A 25,883-nucleotide genomic window follows, 5' to 3' on the forward strand; every position below is an offset into this window, starting at 1 on the left:
TGACGTTGATAAACCGGACTCATGACGAACCCGACAGACCAGATGTTCGAATCGGCGTACCGCGGTGAAGCTGCGGAGATGGGGGCAGGCGTCAAGCCGCCGTGGAGCATCGGCGAACCACAACCGGAGATTCTGGCGCTGATCGAGGCCGGGAAGTTCCACGGCGACGTCCTCGACGCCGGATGCGGCGAGGCGGCGGTGTCGATGTACCTCGCCGAGCGCGGGTTCACGACGGTCGGGCTGGACCAGTCGCCGACAGCGATCAGGCTGGCCCGCGAGGAGGCCGCCCGGCGGCGGCAGCACTGCGCCGCTTTCGATGCCACGTTCGACGTTGCCGATATCAGCGCGTTCACCGGATACGACGGCCGGTTCGGCACCATCGTCGACAGCACGCTGTTCCATTCGATGCCCGTGGAACTGCGAGAGGGCTACCAACAGTCGATCCTGCGGGCCGCCGCGCCTGCCGCGTCGTACTTCGTGTTGGTGTTCGACGCCGCCGAAATGCCTGCCGACGGGCCGGTCAACGCTGTCACCGAACCCGAACTGCGCGCCGCGGTGTCCCCGTACTGGCAGATCGACGAAATCAGGTCGGCCCGCATCCATGCCAACGTCCCGGCGGGGATGAACCTCGAGGCCTTCGCCGGATCCGGGATCCGCGACGAGGCGGACGGCCGGAAGTCGATGCCGGCCTGGCTGTTGTCGGCGCACCGGAGCTGAGGACACACCGGCCCCCGACGTGGTGCACTGGTCGCGATGAGGCAGGATTAGGGGAGCCGTCCGCGGCATCGGAGGGGTGGCGATCGCATGCGAGGACCGCGAAGGAGTCGGATGGCGGAATCCACGAGTTCCAACGGTGCAGGCTCGTCGCCCCTGATCAGGCCCGCCTACTCGCGCGTGCTGCTCAAGCTCGGTGGCGAGATGTTCGGCGGCGGGCAGGTGGGCCTCGATCCGGACGTGGTTGCACTGGTCGCGCGTCAGATCGCCGAGGTGGTGCGCAGTGGCGCCCAGGTGGCCGTGGTCATCGGTGGCGGCAACTTCTTCCGCGGAGCGCAGCTGCAGCAGCGGGGCATGGAGCGTAGCCGCTCGGATTACATGGGCATGCTCGGCACCGTGATGAACAGCCTTGCCCTGCAGGACTTCCTGGAAAAGGAAGGCATCCAGACCCGGGTGCAGACGGCCATCACGATGGGGCAGGTGGCCGAGCCCTACATTCCGCTGCGGGCCCGGCGGCACCTGGAGAAGGGCCGGGTGGTGATCTTCGGCGCCGGGATGGGGCTGCCGTACTTCTCCACCGACACCACCGCTGCGCAGCGCGCGCTGGAGATCGGCGCCGAGGTGGTGCTGATGGCCAAAGCGGTCGAAGGTGTGTTCACCGCAGACCCGCGGCTGCACCCCGACGCCGAATTGCTCACCGCGATCAGCCACCGTGAGGTCATCGACCGCGGACTGAAGGTCGCCGACGCGACCGCGTTCAGCCTGTGCATGGACAACGGTATGCCGATCCTGGTGTTCAACCTGCTCACCGATGGCAATATCGCGCGTGCGGTGGCGGGTGAGAAGATCGGAACACTGGTCACCACATGATCAACGGACCGCGCTCGCGCGGAGCAGGAAAGTAGGAGCACAGTGATCGACGAAACGCTCTTCGATGCCGAGGAGAAGATGGAGAAGGCCGTGTCGGTGGCGCGGGACGATCTGGCGTCGATCCGCACCGGCCGTGCCAACCCCGGCATGTTCAACCGGATCAACATCGACTACTACGGATCCGCCACCCCGATCACCCAGCTGTCCAGCATCAACGTGCCCGAAGCCCGGCTGATCGTGATCAAGCCCTACGAAGCCAACCAGCTTCGCAACATCGAGGACGCGATCCGCAACTCCGACCTGGGGGTCAACCCCACCAACGACGGCAACGTCATCCGGGTGGCGATCCCGCAGCTGACCGAGGAGCGTCGCCGCGACCTGGTCAAGCAGGCCAAATCAAAAGGCGAGGACGCCAAGGTGTCGGTCCGCAACATCCGGCGCAAGGCGATGGAGGAGTTGACCCGCATCAAAAAGGGCGGCGACGCCGGTGAGGACGAGGTGACCCGCGCCGAGAAGGACCTGGAGAAGAGCACCCACCAGTACACCAGCCAGATCGACGAGCTGGTCAAACACAAAGAAGGCGAGCTGCTGGAGGTCTGAGGTGACCGATCAGCGAGCGATTCCCGTGGCAGAGCAGCCGGTCAACGAACCGCCGCAGAAGAAGGCGTCGCGCGCAGGACGCAACCTGCCCGCTGCGATCGCCGTGGGGGTGGTCCTCGGCGGTGGGCTGATCGCCATCCTGCTGTTCGCGCCCTACCTGTGGCTCGCCCTGGTCGCCGTGGCGGTGGCCATCAGCACCTACGAGGTCAGCCGGCGACTCGAAGAGGCCGGGTACCACATCCCGCTCATCCCGCTGCTGGTCGGTGGCCAAGCCACGCTGTGGCTGACCTGGCCGTTCGGGCCGGCGGGCGCACTGGGCGGGTTTGCCGGCACCGTCGTGGTGTGCATGATCTGGCGCCTGGTCGGGCGGGGGCTCAACCACGCGCCGCAGAACTACTCCCGCGACATCAGCGCCACGGTGTTCCTCGCGACCTGGGTCCCACTGTTCGCGAGTTTCGGCGCCCTGCTCATCTACCCCGACGACGGTGCCAACCGGGTGTTCTGCCTGATGCTCGGGGTCGTCTTCTCCGACATCGGCGGTTACATCGCGGGGGTCCTCTTCGGCAAACACACGATGGCGCCGGCGATCAGCCCCAAAAAATCCTGGGAGGGGCTGGCCGGGTCGCTGTTGTTCGGCGTCACCGCCTCGGTGCTGGCCGTGATGTTCCTGCTCGACAAGCCCTGGTGGGCCGGCCTCGCGCTGGGCGTGATGCTGGTCATCACCGGCACGCTGGGCGATCTGGTCGAGTCACAGTTCAAGCGTGACCTCGGCATCAAGGACATGAGCAATTTGCTACCGGGTCACGGCGGGATGATGGACCGCATCGACGCCATGCTGCCGTCGGCGGTGGCGACCTGGATCGTGCTGACGCTGCTGGCCTGACCCCCGTCGCCGATCAGGGGTTCGCACCGTCGGATGCGATACTGGGTGCACATGCCCAATCCGCTGCCGCTCGTCTTCGATCCGCCCCGCCGCGCCAAGCCGCCGCGGCACTTCGCCGACCTCGATGACGCCGATCTCGCGGGCGTCGTCGCCGACCTGGGGCTTCCGGCGTTCCGTGGCAGGCAACTGGCCAATCAGTACTACGGCCGGCTGACCGCCGACCCCGCGCAGATGACCGACCTGCCCGCGGCGATGCGCGCACAGGTCGCCGATGCGCTGTTCCCGACGCTGTTGACGGCGACCCGGGAGATCGAGTGTGACGCCGGGCAGACCCGGAAGATGTTGTGGCGCGCCGTCGACGGGACGACGTTCGAGTCGGTGCTGATGCGCTACCCGGACCGCAACACCGTGTGCATCTCGTCGCAGGCGGGGTGCGGCATGGCCTGCCCGTTCTGCGCGACCGGCCAGGGCGGACTGCAGCGCAACCTGTCGACCGCCGAGATCCTGGAACAGGTCCGCGCGGCCAGTGCGGAGCTGCGATCCCGGGATGGTGGGCGCCTGTCCAACATCGTGTTCATGGGCATGGGGGAGCCGCTGGCCAACTACAACCGGGTGCTGGCCGCGGTGCGCCGTATTACCGCGTCGTCTCCCGACGGATTCGGTATCTCGGCCCGGTCGGTCACCGTGTCCACCGTCGGCCTGGCACCTGCCATCCGCAAGCTGGCCGACGAGCGACTCAACGTCACGCTGGCGCTGTCGCTGCACGCTCCCGACGACGAACTGCGTGACACCCTGGTCCCGGTCAACAACCGTTGGAACGTCAGCGAAGCCCTCGACGCGGCGCGGTACTACGCAGACGTCACCGGCCGGCGGGTGTCGATCGAGTACGCGCTGATCCGCGACGTCAACGACCAGCCGTGGCGGGCGGATCTGCTCGGCAAGCGACTACACGGTGCGCTGGGGCCGCTGGTGCACGTCAACCTGATCCCGCTCAATCCGACACCGGGCAGCGAGTGGGACGCCAGTCCCAAACCCGCCGAACGTGAGTTCGTCAGGAGGGTCAGGCAGCGTGGGGTGTCGTGCACGGTGCGCGACACCCGCGGCCGCGAAATCGCGGCAGCCTGCGGACAATTGGCTGCCGAAGGCTAGCGGGCGCACGAGATCCGAGTTTTGCAGAGCCGCACTCGACGTTTGTCTGCAGAAGTCGACTCTCGTCGTGAGCGGGCGGATTCATCCCCTGCCGGGAGCGTTGACGAACCAGACGTTCTCTTCGCGCAGGCGGCGGCTGCGCCAGCCGTCGGGGGTGCGCACCAGTTTGTGATGGTAATAGCCGCCGCAGGAACTCTGTTCGGACATCCCGGGCAGTTGCATCGGGTTGTAGAACATCGCCCGCACCGTGGCTGAGGAGCCGTTGTTGTCGAGGATCTCGATGTTGGTGATGTAGTGCATGCTCCACGGGATCACGCCGAACCCTGCGGCGAGCCAGTCGGCGACCTCGTCGCGGGAGCCCACGGCCGCACCGGCCGACGAGTAGTCGATGTGGGCGTCGGCGGTGAACACCGACCGGTAGAGCTCCCAGTCCTTGGAGTCGACCGCGCGGGCGTACCGGTACAACAGCGCGGCGATTTCGGCCTCTTCGCTCATATCCGTGGTTCGCGCGCAAGCGTCGCTCATATTCATGATTCGCTCGCAAGCGTCGCTCATTGGTCGGGCATGCCGATGGTTTTGGCTTCCAGGTACTCCTTGTAACCTTCGGCGCCGTTGCGATAGCCCAGGCCACTCTGCTTGGTGCCGCCGAACGGGCTGTCGATGCCGAAGTGGCTCTTGCCGTTGATCGTCACGTTGCCGGTGCGCATCCTGGTCGCGACCGCGAACGCCCGGTCGATGTCGCCGCTGCTGACCTCTCCCGACAGCCCGTAGATGCTGTTGTTGGCGATGGCGATCGCCTCGTCGTCGGTGTCGTAGCCGGTGACCGTCAGGACCGGGCCGAAGATCTCCTCCTGGGCGATCTGCGAATCGGGGTCGACGTCGGCCAGCAGCGTCGGCTGGGTGTAGTAGCCGACCGGCAGGTCTTCGGGGATGCCCCCGCCGGTGACCAGGCGGGCGCCGGAATCGATGCCGGAGCGGATCAGGCCGAGAACCTTCTTCCGTTGACCTTCGCTGATCTGTGGGCCCTGCATGTTGCCCGCAGTCCACGGATCACCGACCGGGAACCCTTCCATCATCCCTTTGAGGATCTCGATACCCTCTTCATAACGACTGCGGGGCAACAAGATCCGGCTGGGCAGGATGCAACTCTGGCCGGACATCACGCACGCCATCATCGCAGCTATCGGCAGTGCCGAAGAGAAGTCGGCGTCGTCGAGCACGATGTGGGCGGATTTGCCGCCCAGTTCCAGCAGTGTCTTCTTCACGGTCGGGGCACCTGCGGCCAGGATCGCCCGGCCGGTCGCAGTCGAGCCGGTGAACGTGATCATGTCCACCCTCGGGTCGGCCGACAGCGCGGCACCGACCTCGTTGGCGTTGGAGACCACCACGTTGAAGACGCCTGCGGGGATGTCGGTTTCCTCGGCGACGATGCGGCCGTACTCGCTGCCCGACCACGGGGTCAGCTGAGCGGGCTTGAGCACCACGGTGTTGCCGGCCATCAACGCGGGAACCGTCTCGGCGACGTTGAGATAGAACGGAACGTTCCACGGCGTGATCGCACCCACGACCCCGACGGGCTCGTAGTGGATCTTGCGCCGGGCCGGGCCCAACTGCGTCGGGTGGACCCCGGTGTCGACCAGGTACTCGAACGCCTTGCCGTGCTCGGCCCAATGCCGGACCTCCTCGATCGGGCTCTCGATCTGGGAGCCCGATACCGTCACCGGGCAGCCGACCTCGGTGATCAGGATCCGGCGCAACCGCTCCTTGTTGCGTTCCAGCGCTTCGTGCAACTGGGTCAGACAGTGGTAGCGGAAGTCGAGGTCCCGGGACCACTCGGTGGTGTCGAACGCCCGTCGAGCCGCGCCCACAGCGCGGGCCATGTCGTCCACGGTGCCGTCGGTGGCACGGCCCGCCACCTGTTCGCTGGCCGGATGAACAACATCGAATGTCGCTCCGCTCGCAGTGAATTGCAGTTCGCCGTCGATGAGCATCCGCTCGTCACCGGCCAGCACGCCCGTTTCAGTCTCCGCTGTCGTCATCCCGCTAGCTTTACAAGTTTTTGCCCGAGTGTCACGCGTTCGGGTGGACTTCCCCGGGCGGGGCTCAGCTGTTTCGGACCCCGACGGCGTGTCGCAACTGCGCCAGGAACTGGTCGTCGTCGTCGCTGCGGACGATGTAGTGCGACACGGCGACGCGGATCGCCGTGGCCGCCTTGACGGCTCCATTGGGTCCCGGCAGCAGCTTCTCCAGCTGAGTGCGCATTGTCGGGATGATGTGCGCCAACCGGCCGATGACGACCTCGGGTTCGATGTCGACCAACCGCACCCCCGAGTAGGACTGCTGGTATTCGACGATGAAGCGCATGGCGGCGTCGACGCGGTCGTTGCCGCGCAGGCCGGCGGTGGCCTTGGCGATGCCGGTCTCGAACATCTCGCGCTCGTAGATCCCGAAAGCGTCGAGCAACTCTTTTTTGGAGGCGAACCAGCGGTACAGCGTCGGGCGGGACACCCCGGCCTGCAACGCCACCTCGGACAGGCTCAGCTTGGTCTGCCCACTACGACCGAGCACCTCAGCGGTGGCGGCGAGGATCCGGTGCCGCGTCGAGGTGTCCTCGGCGGCGTCGGATGTCTCGCGTGCTGGTTCGTTCACGACCTGGCCTCGACTGCAGCTTTCGGTGGGGTTCGCTGTTGATCGTAGAGGGTGCTCGGCGTCGTGACCTGTGGCCGTCCGGGAGTGTCGGTCACAGAGCCTTCTCCAGCAGCGCGACGGTGTCGAGGTCCTCGAGTGCGGTGAGGCTGCGCTCCAACCCCTTCATCGCGATGTCCTCGATCTGCATGCCACCCATCCCGGCGGTGATCAACGCCGCGACGTACGGGTACAGCGCCGCCTGCCGGTAGCGGTCCCAGAGCTCGTCACGGTCCATTTCGGGTCCACCGGCGCGGACGAGCGCATCACGGTAGACATCGAGCAGATCCCGCTGCGCGGCGCGCCGCTGTTCAGTGGCCATGCTGGTGACCAGGGTGTAGGCGAGCTCCCGGCTGGGGTGGCCGCGACGCACCGCCTGCCAGTCCAGCAGTCCTGCCTGCCCGCCGCGGAAGTACAGGTTGCCCGGGTGCGCGTCGCCGTGCATCACGGTGTGGGGCGGACGGTCGATCAGCGACGCGACCGCGCGGTAGTGCTCGTTGATGAACCGGCCATTGTCCAGGGGCAGATCGGTCCGTGCGGCGAGGCGACGCGACGATGTCTTCAACAACGGGCCGGTCAGCAGCGACGCGCTGTCGCCGGAGGCTGTGTAGAGCCAACCCAGCGGACCCCTTCCGGCGCGGGCGGGCAAGCGCTCCCAGAACGTCGCGTGCAGCCGGGCCAGCAGCTCGACCACCTTCGCGGCCCGGTCTGGGTCGATCGGGTGCAGGGTGTCGGGGAACTCGCACGGGGCGGCGGACATGTCGGACGGGTCCGCGAGGTCCTCCAGGACGAGCACGAACCTGCCGGTCCAGTGATCGAACTGCGACCCATAGCTGCGCGGCACCCCGGTCAGCTGAGGCGCCAGCTGCCGGTAGAAGCGGGTTTCGGTGTCGGCCAGGTTGCCGAGTTCGCCCATCAAACGGGTGGCGACGGTCTCGGCGGCCATTTTCACGAAGACGGTGGCGGGGACGTCCGCACCGGTGAGTGCCAGCCGGGCCCGTGAGGAGGTGCCCGCGTCGCCGCCGAGTAGCGACACCGACGTCACGACGCGTCCGGTGAGCTGCGACATGGTGAGGGCATCAAGCTCCCCGACGGTGCGGGGCATCGACCGCAACCGGCCGATCGCGGAGTCGGCGGCGATGCGTCCCATCCCACGGCCCAGGTGTGCGGCCAACCCGGCGACAGGCGCGATCCGGTTTTCCAGGACGGACACCACGAGCCTCCCTAGGCTTGAGCTACAGCCCTAACGGCTTACAGCAGTGCGCCCTTTTGTAAAGGGTCGCGGAAAAGGAAGGCTACATGGCCGGACCGTTGGAGGGCGTCAGAGTCGTCGAACTCGGTGTGTGGGTGGCGGGTCCCGCCGCCGGAGGCATCCTCGCGGACTGGGGCGCCGACGTCGTCAAGGTCGAACCGCCGACCGGTGATCCCGCCCGGATGTTCGGTCGGATGCTGGGCATCGACCCACAGGATCGCCACCATGTCAGCCCGCCGTTCGAGATGGACAACCGCGGCAAACGCAGCGTCGTGCTGGACCTGGTCGGTGCCGACGGCCAGTGTCGAATGCGGGAACTGCTCAGCGACGCAGACGTTTTCATCACCAATATCCGCACCGGCGCGTTGCGGCGCATCGGGCTGGACTTCGAGGCGGTCACTGTCGACAACCCGCGCCTGGTCTACGGGTTGATCACCGGCTACGGGACTGCCGGACCCGACGCCGACCGGGCCGCCTACGACGTCGCGGCGTTCTGGGCGCGGGCGGGGTTGGCACACCTGCTGACCCGGCCCGGGGACTCGCCACCGTTTCAGCGCGGCGGGATGGGCGATCACACCGCGGGCATGACGCTGGCCGCGGCGGTGTGTGCCGCGCTGGTCGCTCGGGGGCGCACCGGAGCAGGGCAGCTGGTGTCGACGTCGTTGTACCGCCAGGGTGCCTACACGGTGAGCTTCGACCTCAACACGTTTCTGCTCACCGGTCATCGCATCGCGATCGGGCAGCGGGAATCGATGGGCAACCCCTGTATGAACAACTACACCGCGGGGGACGGCCGCCGCTTCTGGCTCGTGGGCCTGCAGGGGGATCGGCACTGGCCTGCGCTGTGTGCTGCGATCCAACGCCCCGGTTGGCTGACCGACCAGCGGTACGCGACTGCGCGGTCGCGGGTGGCGAACGCGGTGGAGCTGATCGGTGAGCTCGACGTGATCTTCGCGGGCAAGTCACTCGACGAGTGGGCCGAAAGCTTTGCCGCCCACCCTGATCTGTTCTGGTCGCCGATCAACTCGATCGAGGACGTGGCTGCCGACGAACAGTTCCACGCCGCCGGCGGCATCGTCTACGTGCCCGACGACGACTCCAGTGTCCCGATGGTGGCGTCGCCCGCGGACTTCTCCGCCACTCCGTGGGAGGCGCGTTGCTGCGCCCCTGAACTCGGCGAGCACACCGGGGAGGTGCTCGCCGAGCTGGCTGGGCGGGGGGAGCGCGCGACGTAGGGTCCGGTCGAGATCGGTTCAGTGATCGACGATCTCGCCGACCGTTGGCTCGGCATGGTGTTTCACCCGAGCTGCATGGCGCAGCTGCGCCAGGAAATCCGGGCTGTCGTCGCTGCGCACCAGGTACTGGGAGATCGCGACTCGAACCGCGGTCGCTGCCGAGAGGGCGGCGTCGGGTCCCGTGCACAGCCGCTCGAGTCGCTCGCGCATCAACGGCAGCACCTGCGCCATCCTCTTGATCACCTGGTCGGGTTCGATGTCGACCATCCGCAGGCCGGGATAGGACAGTTGGTACTCCACGATGACACGAAGCGCGGCGTCGAGCCTCTCGTGAGCGGGCAGCCCGGCGGTGGCCGCGGCGATGGCGTGCTCGTAGTAGCGGCGTTCCCACACCACGAAGACGTCGAGCAACTCGCGTTTGCACGCGAAGTACCGGTAGAGCGTGGGCCGCGAGACGCCGGCCTGGGTTGCCACTTCGGACAGCGACAGCTTCGACATGCCGTTGCGGCCAAGGACTTCTGCGGTGGCCGCGAGAATGCGTTGACGGGTCGAGTTGTCGGGGCCTTCGGGACCGTCTGGCCCCTGACGATCACCCGGGAGCATTCGCGGCATGCTGACAGCTTTACAAAGTTACGTCCGAGTGTCACGCTAATTCTGTGACAGCACCCCCGTCGCATGAGCGTGAGCACAGCGCGATCGACATCACCTCACACGATTTCTGGAGCCAACCGTTCGCGGTGCGCGACGAGACCTTCGCGCGGCTTCGCGCGGGTGACGGGCTGACCTGGCATCGACCGTTCGCGTCGCTGTTCCCGATGGAGGAGCCCGGATACTGGGCGTTGACCCGACGGGCCGACATCGCCTATGTCAGCCAGCATCCCGAGCTGTTCACGTCAGAGCGCGGGGTGGCGCTCGACCCGATGCCCGCCGAGATCCAGCGCTTTGCGTCGTTCTTCCTGGCGATGGACCCGCCGCAGCACACGACGTATCGGCGGCTGATCAGCTCGGCGTTCACGCCCCGCAACGTCCGTCAGATCGAGGAGCAGATCCACCGCGGCGCGGTGGCCATCGTCGACGATCTCGTCGGCGCGGGCGACATCGACTTCGTCGCCGACTGCTCGGCGCGACTCCCCATGTTGACCATCATGGAGATGCTCGGTGTACCGGCAGCCGATCAGCCCGCAGTGGCCGAGGCCGCCGAGAAGCTCTTCTCGATGAGCGACGACGAGTACAGCTCCATCGAGGAGCGCGCCGCCAACACCATGAACGAGATCATGCTGCTGTCCAGCACCGGCGCCGAGCTGGCGAAGTTCCGGCGCAACAACCCAGGCGACGACCTCATGACCAGCATCGTCAACGCCGAGGTGGACGGTCAGCGGCTCACCGACGAGGAGATCGGTGCGTTTTTGATCCTGCTGTCCTCGGCGGGCAACGACACCACCAAACAGACGACCACCCATGTGATGATGGCCCTCGTCGAGAATCCCGACCAGCGTGCCTGGTTGATGGCGGACTTCGACAACCGGATCGGCACGGCCGTCGAGGAATTCGTGCGGTGGTCTGCCCCGGTCTTGCAGTTCGCCCGCTTTGCCACTCGGGACACCGAGATCAACGGCCACCCCGTCGCCGAGGGTGACAAGGTCGGGCTGTTCTACTGCTCGGCCAACCGCGACGAATCCGTGTTCGACGAGCCGGGGCGGTTCGAGCTGGGGCGCTCGCCCAACCCGCATCTGGGGTTCGGGGGTGGCGGCCCGCACTTCTGCCTGGGCAACCAGCTTGCGAAGGCAGAGCTGCGGAACATATTCCGGGAACTACTGACTCGGTGCAAGACCATAGAGTTGCGTGAACCCGATTTGCTGCACAGCAGCTTCGTCCACGGCGTGAAGCGGCTGCCCGCGCACGTCCGGTGACTCTATGGTCCGATCGGACACCCGAAGTGGAGAAGCGATGAAGGTTGAAGTCGATCTCACCAAGTGCACCGGGCACGGAATCTGTGAATCCATTGCCGAAGAGGTCTTCGAAGTGCAGGACGACGGCACGGTGGTGATCCACGACGCCGAGCGCCCGGAATCCGATCGCGAGCGAATGCAACAGGCGGTCACGCAGTGTCCGGCCGCGGCGCTGACACTTCACGACTGAGGTCCGTCCCGCGAAATATCATTCCAGGTTGTGCTCGGGTCTGATTCCGCAACCCGGAACGATATTTCGCGGAGATCATTTCGGAGGGCGGGGGCGCACCAGGACCGACTGCTGGATCGCGCCGACGGCGCCTTCCTGGTCGAACAGCGTGCCGATGGTGGTGCCGATACCGTCGGGTCCGTAGCTGGTCTCCGCGCGGATCCCGATCCACTGACCCTCGGGAACCCGGTGTACGTGCACCACAAGGTCGGTGTTCAGGAACGTCCACCGCCGGATGTCGAGCTTGGTCCCGATCCCGTTCGCGTCGTCGGCGACCGCGAACAACCGCTCCAGCGGAGTCATCGACTCACCCTTGACCAGATCGACTTCCGGCCTGATCCAGGACTCTCCGGGCCCGGCGCTCATCGGCTCGGTGAGCCAGCGCCAATCCAGGCTGTGGACGTAGTTTCGGTCCCAGTCCTTCTTCATGTCCCTGCCGGTCGCCTCGGCCACCGGGCGCAAAGGCGGGGCGGGAGCGTACCCGACCGCGGCGGTGTCGAGAGTCTGCAGCCGCCACCCACTGGCCCGGGCGACCGGCCGTGGTGTGCCGTCGGGACCGGGTGCCAACATCTCGGCGGTGATCAACTCGATCTGCTTACCCGGGCGTTCCCGCCGCGTGCGCACCCACAGCTCACCCTCGGCGGGTACCGGACCCAACAGATCGACCAGAACCCGGCTGAGCCTGGTGTCCTCGCGGGCGTGGCACCGTTGCAGCCCGCGCACCAGCAACGCCGAGACCGGCGCGGCGTGCTGGATGGCCGCAGACCAGGTGCTGCGGACGAAGTCGGTCGCAACGAACCGCTGGCCGGCGGCGTCCTCATCGACCAATTCGTAATAGCAGTCAGACATCTCCACCTTTCAGCGCGGTTCAGGACAGTACGACTGCAGGGACATCAACGATGGTGGCGTCCAGGCGTGACAGCTTCGTCCCGACAAGTCGCTGGGGATAGGCGTCGGTGGACGACAACAGGAACAACGTCCGTCCCTCCGGACCACCCAGCGCGCACGCGATGGCCGTCCGGTCACCCATGTCGATCCGGTCGGTCACGATGGCTGGACTGCCGGCACCGGCGGCGATCCGCTCGAACCGGTGGGCCAGTGTCATCGCCGTCCACACCCCACCGGCGTCGTCGAGGCAGATGCCGTCCGGCGGCCCGTCCAGGTTGTCGGCGAAAACCCTTCGATCGCAGAGGGATCCGTCTGAGGCAATGGTGAACGCGGTCAACCTGCGCGCGGTCGACTCCGCGACGATCAGCGTCGCGCCGTCGGGAGTGATGGCCATGCCGTTGGGGAAGTCGAGGTCGCGGGCCACCACGGTGGCACGCTCGGCGCCGTCGCGCTCAGGGTCGATCCGCACGATCACCCCGCCCTCGCGCGCCTGCGAGCCGACATAGGCACACCCGTGCCGATCCATCACCAGGTCGCCGAGATCGGCGGGCACCAGCCCCGACAGGTCGGCCACGGTGGTGACCACCTCACCGTCGTATCCGAGCACCTGCCTGCGCTGAGTGGACACGATCAGCAGCGTCCCGTCGGGGCGAAATCCCAGCCCGGAGGGCGAATGGCCCGGCAAGTCCAGCGTGCTCATCTCGCCGCCGAGAGTGACGGTGTGCACGGCCTCGCCGAGCATGTCGGAGAACCACACCAGACCCTCGAACCAACGCGGACCCTCCCCGAAGCAGAACCCGTTGGCCAGCGGTGTGGGCGTCATCGGCTCAGCACCCGCCCGGGACGATTCGAGACTTTACAAAACACGCGACAAGTGTCACGCTCGCTGGGTGTCACTGTCAACTACCTGCAACATCGGCGCATTCCCTGGTGGGAATCGCCGGCGGTGAACATGAAGAAATACCACGGCCACACCCTGCTGTACCTGCACGAGACGATCGATCTGGGCTCGGCGGGCAGTACCCAGTTCGTCTCGGAGTTCAGCGACGTCTACCAGCCCATGATGACCGAGCTGGGCGCCCGGCTGTTCGCGATGTGGGAGACGACGCCGTACAACGGGCACTGGCCGCAGATCACCATCATCTGGGAGATCGATGCGTTCGCCGACTATGCGCGTATCGGTCGCGCGCAGGCCCACGGCGGCAGCCATCAGACGGCTGCCGGCAAGTGGGCGATGTATCTGCGCGAGATCGGGGCGCGCGGCGAAGGCCGGATCATGTATGCCGGCCGGAGCAACAAGACGCTGGCTCAGCTACAAGAGGCGGATTTCCAGGCGGGACTGGTGATCCAGGAGATCATGCAGACCAAGCCGGGGCGCCAGGACGACTACATCCGCGAACTCGAGCGGCTCTACGTGCCCTGGTCGGAATCCACCGGCAAACGCTGGCTCGGCTCCTTCATCACCACGTTCCGGTTCAACGAGGTGATCCACTATTGGGCACTCGAGGGGGACTGGGCCTGCTTCGAGAACCATTACCCGTCGTGGAAGGACAGCCCACCCGCGGAGATCGTCACGTGGATGAGCGTCGCCCCCGCGTTGCGCGACGGCTGGGAGGACTCGATCCTGGCCGCGCTGCCGCCGTCCCCACTCCGGTGAACACGGAAATGCCGACAACGCAGTTCACCTACGATCCCTTCGATCCGGCGGTGATGGCCGACCCGCTCCCGTTCTACCGGGTGCTGCGCGACCAGTACCCGGTGTACTACCTCGAGAAGTGGGACACCTACGCGCTGTCACGATTCTCTGACATCTGGAACGTGTTGGAGCTCAACGACGGAACGTTCGTCGCCTCTGAAGGCACGCTGCCCGCGGCGGCCGTGCTGGCCCAGCACAACGACGGGCCGGTCCCCGACCCGCCCCTGCACCCGCTGCCGTTCCACGCGAACTTCGACGCACCCATCTACGATGAGGTCCGCCGCTGCACCGCCGCGCCGTTCCGGCCGAAGTCGGTCCCGAAGCTCGCCGAACGGATCACCACGCTGGCCAACGAGCGGCTCGACGAACTCCTGCCGCGCGGCCGGTTCGATCTGACCCAGGAGTACGGCGGAATCGTGGCCGCCTCGGTGGTCTGCGAACTCGTGGGTCTACCAGTCGATCTCGCGGCCGATGTGCTCGCCACGGTCAATGCGGGCAGCCTGGCCCAGCCGGGCAGCGGGGTCGAGGTGGCCAACGCGCGTCCGGGCTATCTGGAATACCTGACCCCGGTGGTCAAGCGCAGGCGGTCCGACGAGGGCCACGCATGCCCGATAGTGGACAACCTGCTCGCCTACCGACTTCCCGACGGATCAGCGCTGACCGACATGGAGGCCGCCGTACAGATGCTCGGTGTCTTCATCGGCGGCACCGAGACCGTTCCCAAGATCGTCGCGCACGGACTGTGGGAGCTTTCCCGCGAACCTGACCAACTCGCCGCGGTGCGCGCCGATCTGGGGGCCAACGTCCCCCTCGCCCGCGAGGAGATGATCCGCTACTGCGCGCCTGCGCAGTGGTTCGCCCGCACGCTACGCCGGCCGTTCACCCTGCACGGCACCACGATCCGGCCCGGTCAGCGGATCATCTCGCTGCTGGCCTCGGCGAATCGCGATGAGCGTGAGTATCCCCGGGCCGACGAGTTCATCTGGAACCGGCCGATTCCACGTCTGCTCGCGTTCGGCCGCGGTCAGCACTTCTGCCTCGGAGCTCACCTCGCACGGTTGGAGATCACCATCATGGTGACCGAATGGCTCAAGCGGGTACCGGATTTCCAGGTGGACGTCGAATCGGCGTGCCGGCCGCCGTCGAGCTTTCAGTGGGGATGGAACACGATCCCGGTGGAGGTCTGAGATGTGGTCCCACCGTCTCGTCGCACCGTTCACGTTCGAGAAAACCGAGGTGCCGCAACGCTCGCCGGAATCGCTCGACGACGGGCAGGTGTTGTTGCGGTTTCTGGCCGCCGGCATCTGCGGCAGCGATCTGCCGGGATTCCGCGGCGCCCAGGGCAGGGTGCCCGGCGACACCGGTGCCTGCGCGGCGGAGAAAGACGGTTTCCCGATCCACGAGGTGGTGGGCGAGGTGATCGCCAGCCGTCACCGCAGTCACCAACAGGGCGATCGGGTGGTCGGGTGGGCATCGGGCTTCGACGGGCTGATGGAACAGGTCGTCACAGCCGGTGACGGTCTGGCGCCCTATGACCCGTCCCTCGACCCCGAGCACGCCGTCGGCCTGCAGCCATTGGCCTGTGTGCTCTACGCGGTCGAGCAGTTGCCAGACCTGGCCGGCCGGCACGTCGCGGTGCTCGGTCAGGGCTCGATCGGACTGCTGTTCTCCTATGTCGCCAAAGCGGCGGGCGCGGCACACGTCACCGGCGTCGACCCGGTGGACCGAGACGATGTCGGCCCGGTGTTCGGGGTGGACTCCGTGGTACGTGCGACCAGTGACCGCTGGGTCGGTCGGCTCGCGCCGGATGCCAAGCCCGACATAGTGATCGAAGCGGTCGGCCATCAGGTCGCCACCCTCACCCATGCGATCGAGGCCGTGGCTCCCGGCGGCACGGTCTTCTACTTCGGCGTGCCCGACGACGATTCGTACCCGATCAGCATGCGGACCATGCTGCGCAACAACCTCACCCTCAAAGCCGGTGTGACACTGGACCGGCGGCGGGTTCTGGACCGGGCAGACGCCTTCGCCCGCGAGCATCCCGGTCTGCTGCACCGCTACCTGACGCACACCTTTTCCGCCGACGACGTACAGGCCGCGTTCGAGCTGGCCTGCCGGCCGGTGCCCGGCAGGATCAAGACCGCCATCGTGGTCAGAGACTCATGAGGGCAGCGAGCAGGCTGCAGGACGCGTTGGCGGCGAAGACGCCTGTGTGGGGCGGCTGGGTGGTGGCTCCGACAATCCTGGGACCCGAGGAATTCACCAGCAGTGGTTACGATTTCGTGGGATTCGACGTTCAGCACGGATACCTCGGCGACGCCGACGTATCCCTCATGCTGCGCAGGCTCGAGTACCTCCCGATCGCCACCGTGGTGCGGTTGCCGACACCGGAGCCCGCCCCGATCGGCAGGGTGCTCGACGCTGGCGCCGACGGCGTCATCATCGCGATGGTCGAGTCCGCCGGGCAGGCAGCGGCCGCAGTCGCCGCGACCCGCTACGCCCCGTCCGGGGTGCGCAGCTACGGCCCACTGCGCACCAGCATGGGGACCGACCCTGCTGCTCTGCAGGAGAGGGTCTCGGTGTTCGCGATGGTCGAAACCGCACGTGGACTCGCCACAATCGACGAGATCTGCGCGGTCGACGGATTGAGCGGTGTGTATGTGGGCCCGGCGGATCTCGCGATCTCCATGGGCCACGGGCCGGCCGATGCCTGGACCCACCATGACGTCCGGGACGCCATGGCGCGGATCCATCACACCGTCACCTCGGCGGGGCTGGTCAGCGGCGTCCACGCGGGCACCGGAACGCTCGGCCGCACCGCCGCGCAACTGGGGTTCCAGATGATCACGCTGGTCTCGGAGTCGCAGGCGTTACGGCACGGCGCCGCAGCCCATCTCACCGAGGCCCGGGGAGCACCGGCCGCGGCACCCGACCGGCAGGGGCAGTACTGATGGCCGCTGCCGACCGCGTGGCGCTCGTCACCGGGGCCGCACGCGGGCAGGGCGCGGCCATCGCGGCCCGCCTCGTCGACGACGGGTTCTACGTGGCCGCATGCGATGTGCTGGTCGACGAGGTGGCCGCGACGGTGACAGCACTCGGTGGGGACCGGGCGATCGCGGTGGCCCTCGATGTGACCTCGGCGCCACAGTGGACACACGCGGTGAGCACCGTCGTCGAACGGTTCGGTGCACTCACCACGCTGGTCAACAACGCCGGCGTGTTGCATCGCGCCGCACTGTCGGACGAGACGCCCGGCGGTTTCGAGGGGAGTTGGCGGGTCAACTGTCTTGGCCCGTTCCTGGGGATCCAGGCGGCGCTGCCGCAGCTGCGTGATGCCGACGGCGCCTCGGTCGTGAACACCTGCAGCACCGGGGCGATCCGCCCGTTCCCCAACCACGCGGCCTACGGCTCGTCGAAGTGGGCGCTGCGGGGCCTGACCCAGGTCGCCGCGGTCGAACTGGCGCCGGCCGGGATCAGGGTCAACTCGGTGTTCCCCGGCCCAGTCGAGACGCCGATGCTGGACGAGGCCACCCGAACCAGGTTGGCCGGCCACGCGCTGACCGGGCGCATCGGAAAGCCGACCGAGATCGCCGACGCGGTGGCGTTCCTGGTCTCCGACCACGCATCGTTCATCACCGGATCGGAGCTCATCGTCGACGGCGGGCAGTGCCTGCAGATTGGATGAAGACCTCAATGCCGAAGACGCTGTCCGTGGGGATCATCGGCGCCGGACCGGGCGGCCTGGCGCTCGGGATCTTCCTGCGCAAAGCCGGTTTCACCGACTTCACCATCTTTGACCGCGAAGACGGCGTCGGCGGCACGTGGCGGGTCAACACCTATCCGGGTTTGGCGTGCGACGTCAAATCGCACCTGTACTCCTATTCGTTCGACCTCAACCCGCGCTGGTCACGACTGTGGTCCGAACAGCAGGAGATCCTGGCGTACTTCGAGCAGTGCGCACAACGCCATCAACTCACCGCACACCTGAAGCTGAACACCGAGATCATCTCGGCCACGTGGCATTCGGACTCGAAGACATGGACGCTGAGGTCTGTCGCAGGTGAGGAGTACACCTTCGACATCGTGGTGTCCGCGATCGGGATCTTCACCCAACCGGTGATGCCGGACCTGGAGCAGGAGCAGCCGTTCACCGGCACCGTGATGCACACCGCGCGCTGGGATCACTCCGTGGACCTCAACGAGGCCAGGGTGGCCGTCCTGGGCACGGGTTCGACCGCTGCGCAGCTTGTTCCGGAGGTCGCGAAGGTGGCCTCGAAGGTCTACTCGGTGCAGCGGTCGCCGACGTGGGTACTGCCGAAACCGGACCGGCCGTACACCGCACGCGAGAAGTGGGTATTCGCCCATGTCCCGCTCGCCAAGAAGATCTACCGCACCCGGCTGTGGCTGCGCAGCGAGTCCAACATCTCGGTCATCGAGAACGGCAGCGACAAGACCCAGCAGTTCAGGGGCATCGCATTGCGCACCCTGGAGACGACGATCGCCGACGAGGAACTGCGCGCGAAGCTCACTCCGACCCATCCGTTCGGATGCAAGCGGCTGGTGTTCGCCACCGACTATCTGCAGACGCTCAGCCAGCCGCACGTGGAGGTGATCTCCAGCCCGGCGCGGGCGCTCCGGTCCAGATCACTGGTCACCCAGGACGGCACCGAACTCGATGTCGACGTGGTGGTGTGTGCCACCGGCTATGCCGCGGCGGACTACCTGGGCCAGATCGACGTGCTGGGCGCCGATGCAACCTCGCTGCGAGACACCTGGCGCGACGGGGCGTTCGCGTATCTGGGCATGGCCGTTCCCGGCTACCCAAACTTCTTCATGCTGTACGGACCGAACACGAACGTGGGCTCGAACAGTGTCATCTTCATGCTGGAGGCGCAGGCGAAGTACATCGTGCGGGCGTGTGAGTACATGCGCCGCAAGGACAAGTCGTACATCGAGGTGCGCTCCGAGGTGACGGCGCGATTCTTGACCCAGATCGACGCGTGGATGCAGGGCACCGTGTGGCTGACCCGGTGCTCCAACTACTTTCGCGCAGCCAACGGCCGTGTCGTGACCCAGTGGCCGCGCAGTGCCCGCGATTTCTGGCGTCGGACCCGCTGGTTCCGGTCCGGGGACTACACCTTCGACCCGCCCCGGGGCCGCCCGGTCATCCAGGTGGGCGCCCAGGCAGCGGACACCGGCTAGGGCGGCCATGGCCATCCCGGAGGTACCCCCGATGCGTGACATCACCGATCGGCTCGATCCGGCCCTGAGGCACCTCGCCGCGGCCCGCGTCGATCTGTCTCCCGCGGTGCTCGGCGCGGTGCGCGATTCGCTCGATCAACGACGTGCCGAGACCGCGAGAACCGTCGACACCGTGGGCGTCGAAATCGAACAGCGCGACGTCCGTGTCGAGTCCGGCAGGGTCGTCACGGTCCGGATCTACCGCGGTGCAGCGCCATCGTCTCCCGCGGTCATCTACTGTCACGCAGGAGCATTTGTCCTCGGTAACCTCGACACCGATCACCGGCAGTGTGTCGAACTGTCCCGCCGCGGCCGCTGCACGGTGATCTCCGTCGACTACCGACTGGCGCCTGAGAACCCTTTTCCCGCAGCATTGGACGATGCCAGGGCAGTCCTCGAGTGGGCGGCCGGCAGCGCCGCGGAACTGGGTATCGATGTCGGCGCACTCGCAGTCGCCGGGAACAGCGCCGGAGCGGCGCTGGCGTCCGGGCTGGCCCAGCAGGCCGCCGCCGGTTCGGCGCCGCGGCTGGTCTTCCAGCTGCTGCACCAGCCGGTGCTCGATGACCGGCCCTCGCCGTCGAAGGAGGAATTCACCACCACCCCCGGCTTCGACGGACCGGCGGTGACCTGGATGTGGCGTCACTACTGCGCCGGAGACCCCGCGCCTGCCGAAGCCGTTCCGGCCGCGGCCGGCGAGTTGAGCTCCCTGCCGGCCACATTGATCACCTGCTCGGAGCTGGACCCGTTGCGCGACGAGGCGGTGGACTACGCGTTGCGGCTGATGTGGGCCGGTGTCAGCACCGAGCTGCACGTGTTCGCCGGAACCTGCCACGGCTTCGACTCGATGGCCCCGGCCGAGGAGGTGAGCGGACAGCTGTGGGCGATCCAGGGTGCCGCACTACGGCGTGCGTTCAGGCGCTAGCCGAGTTCGCGGGCGATGGCGGCATGGTAGGCGTCGATGTGCGCGGGATTGACCGTGCGGAAGAATCCGTCGGGCAACGGCGACTCCTTGAACGCCTCCACGGTCATCGTCCGGTTGAACAGGGTGATGCCCCCACCGGGGCGAGTGAACTTGTACTGCACGGTGATCCGACCAGGCATCCCGCCATTGCCATCGCTGTCATGGCCGAGATCGCCCACCGAGTTGAACATCCACAGCCTGGGGCGCATCGCGATGGCCAGATGCCAGGTGAAGACCCGCCCTCCGTCCGGACCTGACTCGGTCCAGGTGTCACCGACCTCGAGGGGCAGTTTGCCCGGCACGTCGCCCACGCGGGCACTGCCCGGGTAGGTCTTCGGCCAGTTCGCCGGATCGGTCACGAAGTCGTAGATCTCCTCGGGAGATCGGACGAACGCTGTCTCGGACGTTGTCGTCACGATTCCCACGTTGGCTGCCCTTCTTTCGGCGTCGCACTACCTTTACAAAAGGTTGTTGTAATGTCACGCTGCTCGATATGGACTTCTCCGAAGTGCAGCTTTGCGAAGACGATCGGGCCTTCCAATCGGAGTTGAGGGAGCTTCTCGCCGAGCTGGTCACCGACGATGTCATCAGGCGCGACCGGCGCAGCGGCGACAACTTCGACGAGGCGGTTCATCTGGCGCTCGGTGCGGCCGGTTACCTGCGGCGTGACTGGCTGCCCGAGGCGGACGGTGGCTTCGACGCGGCGCGACGGCGAATCTGGGAGCTCGAGATCGGCCGCGCGCAGACGCCGTGGTTCCACTGGGGCACCACCTCGATGGTCGCAACGGCGGTGAACAAGTTTGGGACAGCCGAACTCAGGGACGAGGTGCTCGACAAAGTCCTGACGGGCCACTATCGGCTGTGCCTCGGCTACACCGAACCAGACGGCGGCTCCGACGTCGCCACCTGCAAGACCCGCGCCGTGCGCGATGGATCCAGCTGGGTCATAAACGGTTCCAAGATGTTCACGTCCAACGCCCACCACGCCCAGTACGTGTTCCTGATCACCAACACCGACCCGGCGGCGGCCAAGCATCAGAGCCTGACGATGTTCCTGGTCCCGCTCGACTCGCCGGGCGTCGCAATCCAGCCGATCCGCACCGTCGACGGCGACCGCACCAACATCACCTTCTACAGCGATGTCCGCGTCGACGACCGCTACCGGGTAGGTGCGGTCAACGGAGGTTGGGGGGTGCTCCGCGAGGCGCTCAACGCCGAACACGGCACCGTCGAACGTGACCGCAGCGGTCTGCACAAGATCGCGGCGATGACCGCACATGCGCTGTTGCTGGCCGCCGCGACGGACAAGGCCGCGGGTGAAGCCGACCTCACCGACGGCTCCGTCGGATATCGGCTGGGCCGCAGCATCGCCCGGCTGGAGGCTGCGCTGAGCACACCGGAGATGTTCGGCCGGGTGGCGATCGCCCAGGCGCTGCGGGAGCTCACCCCGGATCTGATGGATCTCCTCGGAGCTGCGTCGAGCCTGCCGACCGAAACCGGCGGCGCGGCCGCGGGCGGGGAGGTGGAGTACCTGTTCCGGTTGGCCGGTCCGACCGGGATCTACGGTGGCACGCTCGAGGTCTTCCGCAACATGATCGCCCAGCACGCGCTGGGGCTCGGGAGGCCCCAGTACGCGTCGCCGGCCGCCGTCAAAGGTGGACGATGACCTCGGAGGCGAGCAGCTGCAGCGTCTCATCCGAACAACGGTCGTGCGTGAACAGCACGATCTGACCGAAGCCCATCTCGACGATCTCACCGAGACGGTCGACGATCGCGGGCGCGGTGCCGATCAAACCGGCCTCGTGCAGGCCGAATGCGGCCATCCCGAACCGCTTTTCGGCGAGACTGCGGATCCCGGGCAGTGTGTTGTCGTCGGGGGCCAGCGCCATCACCGCCTCGATCGAGAGCACGATGGAGTCGGGGTCGCGACCGATGTCCTCGCAGATCGACCGCAATGCCGAGAGCTTGTGTTCCAACTCGCCCAGCGCGTAGGTGGGCACGTTCCAGACGTCGGCGTAGCGAGCCACCAACGGCAGCGTGAACCTCTCGCCCACACCTCCGACCACGATCGGCGGCCGGGGACGCTGGGCGGCCCCGGGTTTGATCGGCATGTCGGTGACGGTGAAGTGGTCTCCGGCGAAGTCGATCCGCTCCTCGGCGAACGCCTGGTGCAGGATCTGCAATGTCTCGCCCAGCCGGCTTGATCGCTGCGCGAATGTGCCCCACTCAAGGCCAGCCCGCCGGTGCTCGTCCTCGATCGAGCCGCTGCCGAGCCCCAACGTCAGGCGACCCCCCGAGATCTGGTCGAGGGTGGTCGCCATCTTCGCCAGCGTCACCGGGTGGCGGAACTGGTTGCACAGCACCATGTGTCCGATGCGGATCCGGTCGGTGCGGGCCAGCAGGGCGGTGGCCAGTGTCCAGGCCTCCATCGAAGGATATTCGGGCATCCCTGGGCCGTACAGATGGTCGTAGAGCCACAGCGAGTCGATTCCGAGCTGCTCGCAGCGCCGGGTGCGGTGCAGCATGTCATCGAACGAGAAGCCCATCTGGGGCAGGTAGACACCGATCTCGGGTCTGCTCATGACCGCGTGGTCGCCTTTCCGCGTTCGGGTGCCGCTGTACATTCCCCCGCCTGCATGGTAACGACATTCTCAGTATTGGAGAAGGCAGTTCTGAAAAGTTCCATCTACCTCGAGCCGGAAGGGCCGACATGCAGTTCTCGATCACCCACCCGATGCACAGCCACCCGTACAACCCCGAACTCGTCGCGGGCGCCGGCATCGCGCAGGTCGCGGTGGCCGCCGAGAAGGCCGGCTTCGGCGGATTCGGGTTCACCGATCATCCGGCGCCGACGCAGCGGTGGCTGGAAGCCGGTGGTCACGATGCGCTCGACCCCTTCGTGGCGATGAGTTACGCCGCCGCCCACACGACGACGTTGCGACTGATCCCGAATATTGTCGTGCTGCCGTACCGGAATCCGTTCGTGGTCGCCAAGGCGGGCGCGACCTTGGACCTGTTGTCGGACGGCCGGTTCACGCTGGCGGTAGGGGCGGGCTACCTGAAACGCGAATTCGCGGCGCTGGGAGTTGATTTCGACGATCGGGCGGCGCTGTTCGAGGAGTCGCTCGAGGTGATCCGGGCAATCTGGACGACCGACGACGTGACGTTCGAGGGCAAGCACTTCAGCGCCCGCGGTATCACGGCCCATCCCCGGCCGATGGCCAAGCCGCACCCCCCGATCTGGATCGGTGGCAACACCGCGGCGGCGCGGGCCCGGGTGGCGGCCCACGGCCAGGGGTGGTGCCCGTTCCGGGCTCCTGCGGTGCTCGCCCGGACTGCGCGCACCGCCACCCTGGACTCGGTCGAGCGCCTCACCGCCGGGATCGCAGATCTTCGGCGGCGCCTCGAGGACGCCGGTCGTGACCCTCGGGACATCGACGTGGTGTTCACCAACAGCGTCGGTGGCAGCCCTGGCGACGACGACTTCGACGCCGGCGCGTTCCTGACCGGGGTGGCCGAACTCGAGGCGGCGGGGGTGACCTGGGTTCAGGTGTCGGTGCCCGGGGACAGCCTGTCGCACGCGCTCGAAGCGATCGAGGAGTTCGGGTCCTCGGTCGTCGCCGAGGTCAGCCGTTGAGCCGCACCAGCGTCTTGCCGATGTTGGCCCCGGTGAACAGGCCGTTGAGGGCATCGACGCAGGACTCGATGCCCTCGAAGATGTGCTCGCGGTGCACCAGCAAACCGTCATGTTCCCACTGCCGCAACGCCGCGAACGCCTCGTCGAAGCGGCCCCATTCGTCCAGCGCGTTGAACCCTTGCATCGTCGCGGTTTTCGCGAGCAGGTTCACATAGTTCGCCGGCCCGGGATGATCGCCGGTGAGATAGCTGGAGATGACTCCGCAGAGCACGACGCGTGCCTTGTGTGCCAGCCGGCCGAGCACCGCGTCGAGGATCGGACCGCCGACGTTGTCGAAGTACACGTCGACACCACGCGGACAGTGCTCCCTGAGCGCGGCAGGCAGGTCCTCGCCGCGGTAGTCGATGCACGCGTCGAATCCGAAGTCCTGCACCACGGCCCGGCATTTGTGCGCCCCGCCGGCAATGCCGACCACGCGTGCGCCGGCGATCTTGGCGATCTGGCCCGCCACCGAACCGGTCGCGCCCGCGGCCGCCGACACCACGACCGTCTCACCCGGCTGCGGGCGTCCGACACCGGTCATCCCGAAGTAGGCCGTGGCCCCGGTGGGGCCGTACACCGACATCACCGCCCGGTGGTCGACTTGATCTCCGGGCCCGGGCACCGGGGTGGTGAACAGGTCGTCGCGCACGAGTGTGTACTCCTGAAATCCCGTCAGGGTCGTCACGACGTCGCCGACGGAGTAGGCCGGACACCGGGACGCCACCACCTCGCCGATGCCCGCCGCGCGGATGCACTCACCCAGTTGCACCGGCGGCAAGTAGCTCGGCTGGTCGTCGAGCCAGGTCCGCGCCGCGGCGTCGATGCCCACGTAGCTGGTGCGCACCAGCGCCTCCCCGTCGCCGGGTTCGAGTGCGTCCACTGTCACCAGTTCGGTGTCCTCCGGCGCGACCAGCCCGCGTGGCCGGCGGCGCAACAGGATCTGGCGGTTCTTCGGCGGCATCAGCCAGAAACTACCCAAGCCGCGGCTGGGCCGGACCCGATCACGTTCATTTCGGCGGCCACAGGGCGGGCTTCGGCAACTCGGCTAGCACCTGCAGCCTCGACTCGTCGAAACTCAACATGCCCTTGATCGGCCGGCTCTCGGGCAGCGGGTCCTGGTAGCTCCACGCCACGTCATCGACGACGGTGCCGCCGACGCCGGCACACCAGTAGGTGGCGTGGCCTTTGTAGTTGCAGTAGCTGGTCGTCGCGGATCGGCTCAGCAGATCCGTGCGAACGAGCGACGGATCGACATAGAGCCGCGGCTCGAGCGCGGTCTCGAACAGGATCGTCGTGTCGTCGGTGTCGACCAGGCTCGTGCCGAGCACGTCGACCCGCAGCCGCCGGCTGGTCGGGCGGCAGTCCACCCGGTGGTACGGGTTGGGCGGATAGTGCACCAACGGTCGGCCCTCCTCGATCCAGCTGTCCATCAGCGCCCAGGGCACCACCACGTAGCCGGGAGCTTCGGGTACCGGATCGCCCTGCAGGTCCCCGATCTCGTCGGCCGCGAAGGCGAAGCTGAGCGGGCGGCCGCGGCGGTGCACCATCAGGGCGTGTTCGGTGTCGATGACCGTGTGCCCGTCGCGGATCGCCTGAACCCGCCGCGGGTGCGGCTCGATGTACACGACGTCGTCGGCGACCGGGGGAGTGAGCCGCCCGGCACGGTCGCCGCTGAGCGGGCCCGTTCCAGCGACCAGGCTCATCGAAGGTTCCCGGTGACAGTCGGACTCGTGGGCGTCTGCATGCCTTCAGACCTTACAAAGTCTTGTCAAGATGTCACGCTCACCGGTCAGGCCCGCAGGTCGGCTCGTGGCAACAAATGGTGTCGGTTTGGGCGAAGGAGACATCCGGT

The 25,883-nt window shown here is 67.1% G+C and carries 28 protein-coding genes; 17 read left to right on the forward strand and 11 right to left on the reverse strand.

The window, feature by feature from the left end:
- Positions 1-21: 21 nt before the first annotated feature.
- The 5 genes from BEMPMBAN_RS03075 (at position 22) to rlmN (ending at position 4,216) form a co-directional block, all read left to right on the forward strand.
- A complete protein-coding gene (locus BEMPMBAN_RS03075; protein WP_200845845.1) occupies positions 22-717 on the forward strand; it encodes a class I SAM-dependent methyltransferase in 696 nt (231 codons plus the stop codon).
- 111 nt (positions 718-828) lie between these two features.
- Positions 829-1,584, forward strand: a complete 756-nt coding sequence (gene pyrH / locus BEMPMBAN_RS03080) for a UMP kinase (RefSeq protein WP_159228914.1) — start codon at positions 829-831, stop codon at positions 1,582-1,584.
- Between the two features lie 42 nt (positions 1,585-1,626).
- Positions 1,627-2,184 (forward strand): ribosome recycling factor, encoded by a 558-nt coding sequence (gene frr / locus BEMPMBAN_RS03085; protein ID WP_159228915.1) that lies wholly within the window; start codon positions 1,627-1,629, stop codon positions 2,182-2,184.
- A gap of 1 nt (position 2,185) precedes the next feature.
- A complete protein-coding gene (locus BEMPMBAN_RS03090; RefSeq protein WP_159228916.1) occupies positions 2,186-3,067 on the forward strand; it encodes a phosphatidate cytidylyltransferase in 882 nt (293 codons plus the stop codon).
- Positions 3,068-3,118: 51 nt separating this feature from the next.
- On the forward strand, positions 3,119-4,216 hold the full coding sequence (rlmN, locus tag BEMPMBAN_RS03095; RefSeq protein ID WP_159228917.1) for a dual-specificity RNA methyltransferase RlmN: 1,098 nt from the start codon (positions 3,119-3,121) through the stop codon (positions 4,214-4,216).
- An 81-nt stretch (positions 4,217-4,297) separates the two neighbouring features.
- Here rlmN and BEMPMBAN_RS03100 read toward each other — a convergent pair whose 3' ends face one another.
- The 4 genes from BEMPMBAN_RS03100 to BEMPMBAN_RS03115 form a co-directional block, all read right to left on the reverse strand.
- Positions 4,298-4,711: a nuclear transport factor 2 family protein gene (locus BEMPMBAN_RS03100; RefSeq protein ID WP_159228918.1), complete on the reverse strand. Its 414-nt coding sequence runs from the start codon at positions 4,709-4,711 to the stop codon at positions 4,298-4,300.
- A gap of 56 nt (positions 4,712-4,767) precedes the next feature.
- Positions 4,768-6,255, reverse strand: a complete 1,488-nt coding sequence (locus BEMPMBAN_RS03105) for an aldehyde dehydrogenase family protein (RefSeq protein WP_159228919.1) — start codon at positions 6,253-6,255, stop codon at positions 4,768-4,770.
- A 64-nt stretch (positions 6,256-6,319) separates the two neighbouring features.
- Positions 6,320-6,865, reverse strand: a complete 546-nt coding sequence (locus BEMPMBAN_RS03110; RefSeq protein ID WP_159228920.1) for a TetR/AcrR family transcriptional regulator — start codon at positions 6,863-6,865, stop codon at positions 6,320-6,322.
- A 91-nt stretch (positions 6,866-6,956) separates the two neighbouring features.
- A complete protein-coding gene (locus BEMPMBAN_RS03115; RefSeq protein WP_159228921.1) occupies positions 6,957-8,114 on the reverse strand; it encodes a phosphotransferase in 1,158 nt (385 codons plus the stop codon).
- An 86-nt stretch (positions 8,115-8,200) separates the two neighbouring features.
- On the opposite strand from BEMPMBAN_RS03115, the gene BEMPMBAN_RS03120 reads away from it, so the two are divergent.
- Positions 8,201-9,388, forward strand: coding sequence for a CaiB/BaiF CoA transferase family protein (locus BEMPMBAN_RS03120; RefSeq protein WP_159228922.1), 1,188 nt, complete (start codon positions 8,201-8,203; stop codon positions 9,386-9,388).
- A gap of 18 nt (positions 9,389-9,406) precedes the next feature.
- On the opposite strand, the gene BEMPMBAN_RS03125 is transcribed toward BEMPMBAN_RS03120, so the two are convergent.
- On the reverse strand, positions 9,407-10,000 hold the full coding sequence (locus tag BEMPMBAN_RS03125) for a TetR/AcrR family transcriptional regulator (protein ID WP_159228923.1): 594 nt from the start codon (positions 9,998-10,000) through the stop codon (positions 9,407-9,409).
- A 44-nt stretch (positions 10,001-10,044) separates the two neighbouring features.
- Here BEMPMBAN_RS03125 and BEMPMBAN_RS03130 point away from each other — a divergent pair, with 44 nt between their 5' ends.
- Together BEMPMBAN_RS03130 and BEMPMBAN_RS03135 are read left to right on the forward strand one after the other, a co-directional pair.
- The gene (locus BEMPMBAN_RS03130) at positions 10,045-11,298 is read left to right on the forward strand and encodes a cytochrome P450 (RefSeq protein ID WP_159228924.1); all 1,254 of its coding nucleotides are present in this window, start codon (positions 10,045-10,047) and stop codon (positions 11,296-11,298) included.
- A gap of 37 nt (positions 11,299-11,335) precedes the next feature.
- Positions 11,336-11,527: a ferredoxin gene (locus BEMPMBAN_RS03135; RefSeq protein WP_159228925.1), complete on the forward strand. Its 192-nt coding sequence runs from the start codon at positions 11,336-11,338 to the stop codon at positions 11,525-11,527.
- A gap of 75 nt (positions 11,528-11,602) precedes the next feature.
- Here the strand turns inward: BEMPMBAN_RS03135 and BEMPMBAN_RS03140 are convergent, their stop codons facing one another.
- Positions 11,603-12,415, reverse strand: a complete 813-nt coding sequence (locus tag BEMPMBAN_RS03140; RefSeq protein WP_159228926.1) for a thioesterase family protein — start codon at positions 12,413-12,415, stop codon at positions 11,603-11,605.
- Positions 12,416-12,434: 19 nt separating this feature from the next.
- A complete protein-coding gene (locus BEMPMBAN_RS03145; protein ID WP_159228927.1) occupies positions 12,435-13,277 on the reverse strand; it encodes an SMP-30/gluconolactonase/LRE family protein in 843 nt (280 codons plus the stop codon).
- Positions 13,278-13,406: 129 nt separating this feature from the next.
- Between BEMPMBAN_RS03145 and BEMPMBAN_RS03150 the strand changes: the two genes are divergently transcribed.
- From BEMPMBAN_RS03150 to BEMPMBAN_RS03180, 7 genes are read left to right on the forward strand one after another with little or no spacing between them, the layout of a single operon-like run.
- Positions 13,407-14,111, forward strand: a complete 705-nt coding sequence (locus tag BEMPMBAN_RS03150) for an NIPSNAP family protein (RefSeq protein ID WP_159228994.1) — start codon at positions 13,407-13,409, stop codon at positions 14,109-14,111.
- An 8-nt stretch (positions 14,112-14,119) separates the two neighbouring features.
- Entirely contained in the window at positions 14,120-15,337 is a 1,218-nt protein-coding gene (locus BEMPMBAN_RS03155) for a cytochrome P450 (RefSeq protein WP_159228928.1), read from the forward strand.
- Position 15,338: 1 nt separating this feature from the next.
- Positions 15,339-16,316, forward strand: coding sequence for a zinc-binding dehydrogenase (locus BEMPMBAN_RS03160; protein ID WP_159228929.1), 978 nt, complete (start codon positions 15,339-15,341; stop codon positions 16,314-16,316).
- Positions 16,313-17,101, forward strand: a complete 789-nt coding sequence (locus BEMPMBAN_RS03165) for an HpcH/HpaI aldolase family protein (protein WP_159228930.1) — start codon at positions 16,313-16,315, stop codon at positions 17,099-17,101. Before BEMPMBAN_RS03160 ends, BEMPMBAN_RS03165 begins: the two co-directional genes overlap by 4 nt.
- Positions 17,101-17,835, forward strand: coding sequence for an SDR family NAD(P)-dependent oxidoreductase (locus tag BEMPMBAN_RS03170; protein WP_159228931.1), 735 nt, complete (start codon positions 17,101-17,103; stop codon positions 17,833-17,835). The genes BEMPMBAN_RS03165 and BEMPMBAN_RS03170 overlap by 1 nt, the downstream gene beginning before the upstream one ends.
- A gap of 8 nt (positions 17,836-17,843) precedes the next feature.
- Positions 17,844-19,352, forward strand: a complete 1,509-nt coding sequence (locus BEMPMBAN_RS03175) for a flavin-containing monooxygenase (RefSeq protein ID WP_159228995.1) — start codon at positions 17,844-17,846, stop codon at positions 19,350-19,352.
- A gap of 31 nt (positions 19,353-19,383) precedes the next feature.
- Entirely contained in the window at positions 19,384-20,313 is a 930-nt protein-coding gene (locus tag BEMPMBAN_RS03180) for an alpha/beta hydrolase (RefSeq protein WP_159228932.1), read from the forward strand.
- Here the strand turns inward: BEMPMBAN_RS03180 and BEMPMBAN_RS03185 are convergent.
- Positions 20,310-20,777, reverse strand: a complete 468-nt coding sequence (locus BEMPMBAN_RS03185) for an SRPBCC family protein (protein WP_159228933.1) — start codon at positions 20,775-20,777, stop codon at positions 20,310-20,312. The two genes, BEMPMBAN_RS03180 and BEMPMBAN_RS03185, sit on opposite strands and share 4 nt — an antisense overlap.
- Positions 20,778-20,845: 68 nt before the next feature.
- Between BEMPMBAN_RS03185 and BEMPMBAN_RS03190 the strand changes: the two genes are divergently transcribed.
- On the forward strand, positions 20,846-22,018 hold the full coding sequence (locus tag BEMPMBAN_RS03190) for an acyl-CoA dehydrogenase family protein (protein WP_159228934.1): 1,173 nt from the start codon (positions 20,846-20,848) through the stop codon (positions 22,016-22,018).
- On the opposite strand, the gene BEMPMBAN_RS03195 is transcribed toward BEMPMBAN_RS03190, so the two are convergent.
- Positions 22,002-22,934: an LLM class flavin-dependent oxidoreductase gene (locus tag BEMPMBAN_RS03195; RefSeq protein WP_159228935.1), complete on the reverse strand. Its 933-nt coding sequence runs from the start codon at positions 22,932-22,934 to the stop codon at positions 22,002-22,004. The genes BEMPMBAN_RS03190 and BEMPMBAN_RS03195 overlap by 17 nt on opposite strands.
- Positions 22,935-23,062: 128 nt before the next feature.
- On the opposite strand from BEMPMBAN_RS03195, the gene BEMPMBAN_RS03200 reads away from it, so the two are divergent.
- The gene (locus BEMPMBAN_RS03200; protein ID WP_159228936.1) at positions 23,063-23,989 is read left to right on the forward strand and encodes an LLM class F420-dependent oxidoreductase; all 927 of its coding nucleotides are present in this window, start codon (positions 23,063-23,065) and stop codon (positions 23,987-23,989) included.
- Here BEMPMBAN_RS03200 and BEMPMBAN_RS03205 read toward each other — a convergent pair.
- Both BEMPMBAN_RS03205 and BEMPMBAN_RS03210 read right to left on the reverse strand, forming a co-directional pair.
- Positions 23,979-24,992 (reverse strand): NADP-dependent oxidoreductase, encoded by a 1,014-nt coding sequence (locus BEMPMBAN_RS03205; protein WP_159228937.1) that lies wholly within the window; start codon positions 24,990-24,992, stop codon positions 23,979-23,981. The two genes, BEMPMBAN_RS03200 and BEMPMBAN_RS03205, sit on opposite strands and share 11 nt — an antisense overlap.
- A 46-nt stretch (positions 24,993-25,038) precedes the next feature.
- Complete coding sequence (locus tag BEMPMBAN_RS03210; RefSeq protein ID WP_159228938.1) at positions 25,039-25,734, reverse strand: DUF427 domain-containing protein; 696 nt, start codon at positions 25,732-25,734, stop codon at positions 25,039-25,041.
- Between the last annotated feature and the right edge of the window lie 149 nt (positions 25,735-25,883).

The sequence above is a fragment of the Mycolicibacterium austroafricanum genome (assembly GCF_902705885.1).
GTDB lineage: Bacteria > Actinomycetota > Actinomycetes > Mycobacteriales > Mycobacteriaceae > Mycobacterium > Mycobacterium vanbaalenii_A.

Bases quoted from the DNA above. Each gene is read 5' to 3' on its own strand.
- BEMPMBAN_RS03075 (WP_200845845.1), top strand. From the start codon at position 22: ATGACGAACCCGACAGACCAGATGTTCGAATCGGCGTACCGCGGTGAA.
- pyrH (WP_159228914.1), top strand. From the start codon at position 829: ATGGCGGAATCCACGAGTTCCAACGGTGCAGGCTCGTCGCCCCTGATC.
- rlmN (WP_159228917.1), top strand. From the start codon at position 3,119: ATGCCCAATCCGCTGCCGCTCGTCTTCGATCCGCCCCGCCGCGCCAAG.
- BEMPMBAN_RS03100 (WP_159228918.1), bottom strand. From the start codon at position 4,711: ATGAGCGAAGAGGCCGAAATCGCCGCGCTGTTGTACCGGTACGCCCGC.
- BEMPMBAN_RS03105 (WP_159228919.1), bottom strand. From the start codon at position 6,255: ATGACGACAGCGGAGACTGAAACGGGCGTGCTGGCCGGTGACGAGCGG.
- BEMPMBAN_RS03120 (WP_159228922.1), top strand. From the start codon at position 8,201: ATGGCCGGACCGTTGGAGGGCGTCAGAGTCGTCGAACTCGGTGTGTGG.
- BEMPMBAN_RS03125 (WP_159228923.1), bottom strand. From the start codon at position 10,000: ATGCCGCGAATGCTCCCGGGTGATCGTCAGGGGCCAGACGGTCCCGAA.
- BEMPMBAN_RS03135 (WP_159228925.1), top strand. From the start codon at position 11,336: ATGAAGGTTGAAGTCGATCTCACCAAGTGCACCGGGCACGGAATCTGT.
- BEMPMBAN_RS03140 (WP_159228926.1), bottom strand. From the start codon at position 12,415: ATGTCTGACTGCTATTACGAATTGGTCGATGAGGACGCCGCCGGCCAG.
- BEMPMBAN_RS03145 (WP_159228927.1), bottom strand. From the start codon at position 13,277: ATGACGCCCACACCGCTGGCCAACGGGTTCTGCTTCGGGGAGGGTCCG.
- BEMPMBAN_RS03150 (WP_159228994.1), top strand. From the start codon at position 13,407: ATGAAGAAATACCACGGCCACACCCTGCTGTACCTGCACGAGACGATC.
- BEMPMBAN_RS03155 (WP_159228928.1), top strand. From the start codon at position 14,120: ATGCCGACAACGCAGTTCACCTACGATCCCTTCGATCCGGCGGTGATG.
- BEMPMBAN_RS03160 (WP_159228929.1), top strand. From the start codon at position 15,339: ATGTGGTCCCACCGTCTCGTCGCACCGTTCACGTTCGAGAAAACCGAG.
- BEMPMBAN_RS03165 (WP_159228930.1), top strand. From the start codon at position 16,313: ATGAGGGCAGCGAGCAGGCTGCAGGACGCGTTGGCGGCGAAGACGCCT.
- BEMPMBAN_RS03170 (WP_159228931.1), top strand. From the start codon at position 17,101: ATGGCCGCTGCCGACCGCGTGGCGCTCGTCACCGGGGCCGCACGCGGG.
- BEMPMBAN_RS03175 (WP_159228995.1), top strand. From the start codon at position 17,844: ATGCCGAAGACGCTGTCCGTGGGGATCATCGGCGCCGGACCGGGCGGC.
- BEMPMBAN_RS03180 (WP_159228932.1), top strand. From the start codon at position 19,384: ATGCGTGACATCACCGATCGGCTCGATCCGGCCCTGAGGCACCTCGCC.
- BEMPMBAN_RS03190 (WP_159228934.1), top strand. From the start codon at position 20,846: ATGGACTTCTCCGAAGTGCAGCTTTGCGAAGACGATCGGGCCTTCCAA.
- BEMPMBAN_RS03195 (WP_159228935.1), bottom strand. From the start codon at position 22,934: ATGAGCAGACCCGAGATCGGTGTCTACCTGCCCCAGATGGGCTTCTCG.
- BEMPMBAN_RS03200 (WP_159228936.1), top strand. From the start codon at position 23,063: ATGCAGTTCTCGATCACCCACCCGATGCACAGCCACCCGTACAACCCC.
- BEMPMBAN_RS03205 (WP_159228937.1), bottom strand. From the start codon at position 24,992: ATGCCGCCGAAGAACCGCCAGATCCTGTTGCGCCGCCGGCCACGCGGG.
- BEMPMBAN_RS03210 (WP_159228938.1), bottom strand. From the start codon at position 25,734: ATGAGCCTGGTCGCTGGAACGGGCCCGCTCAGCGGCGACCGTGCCGGG.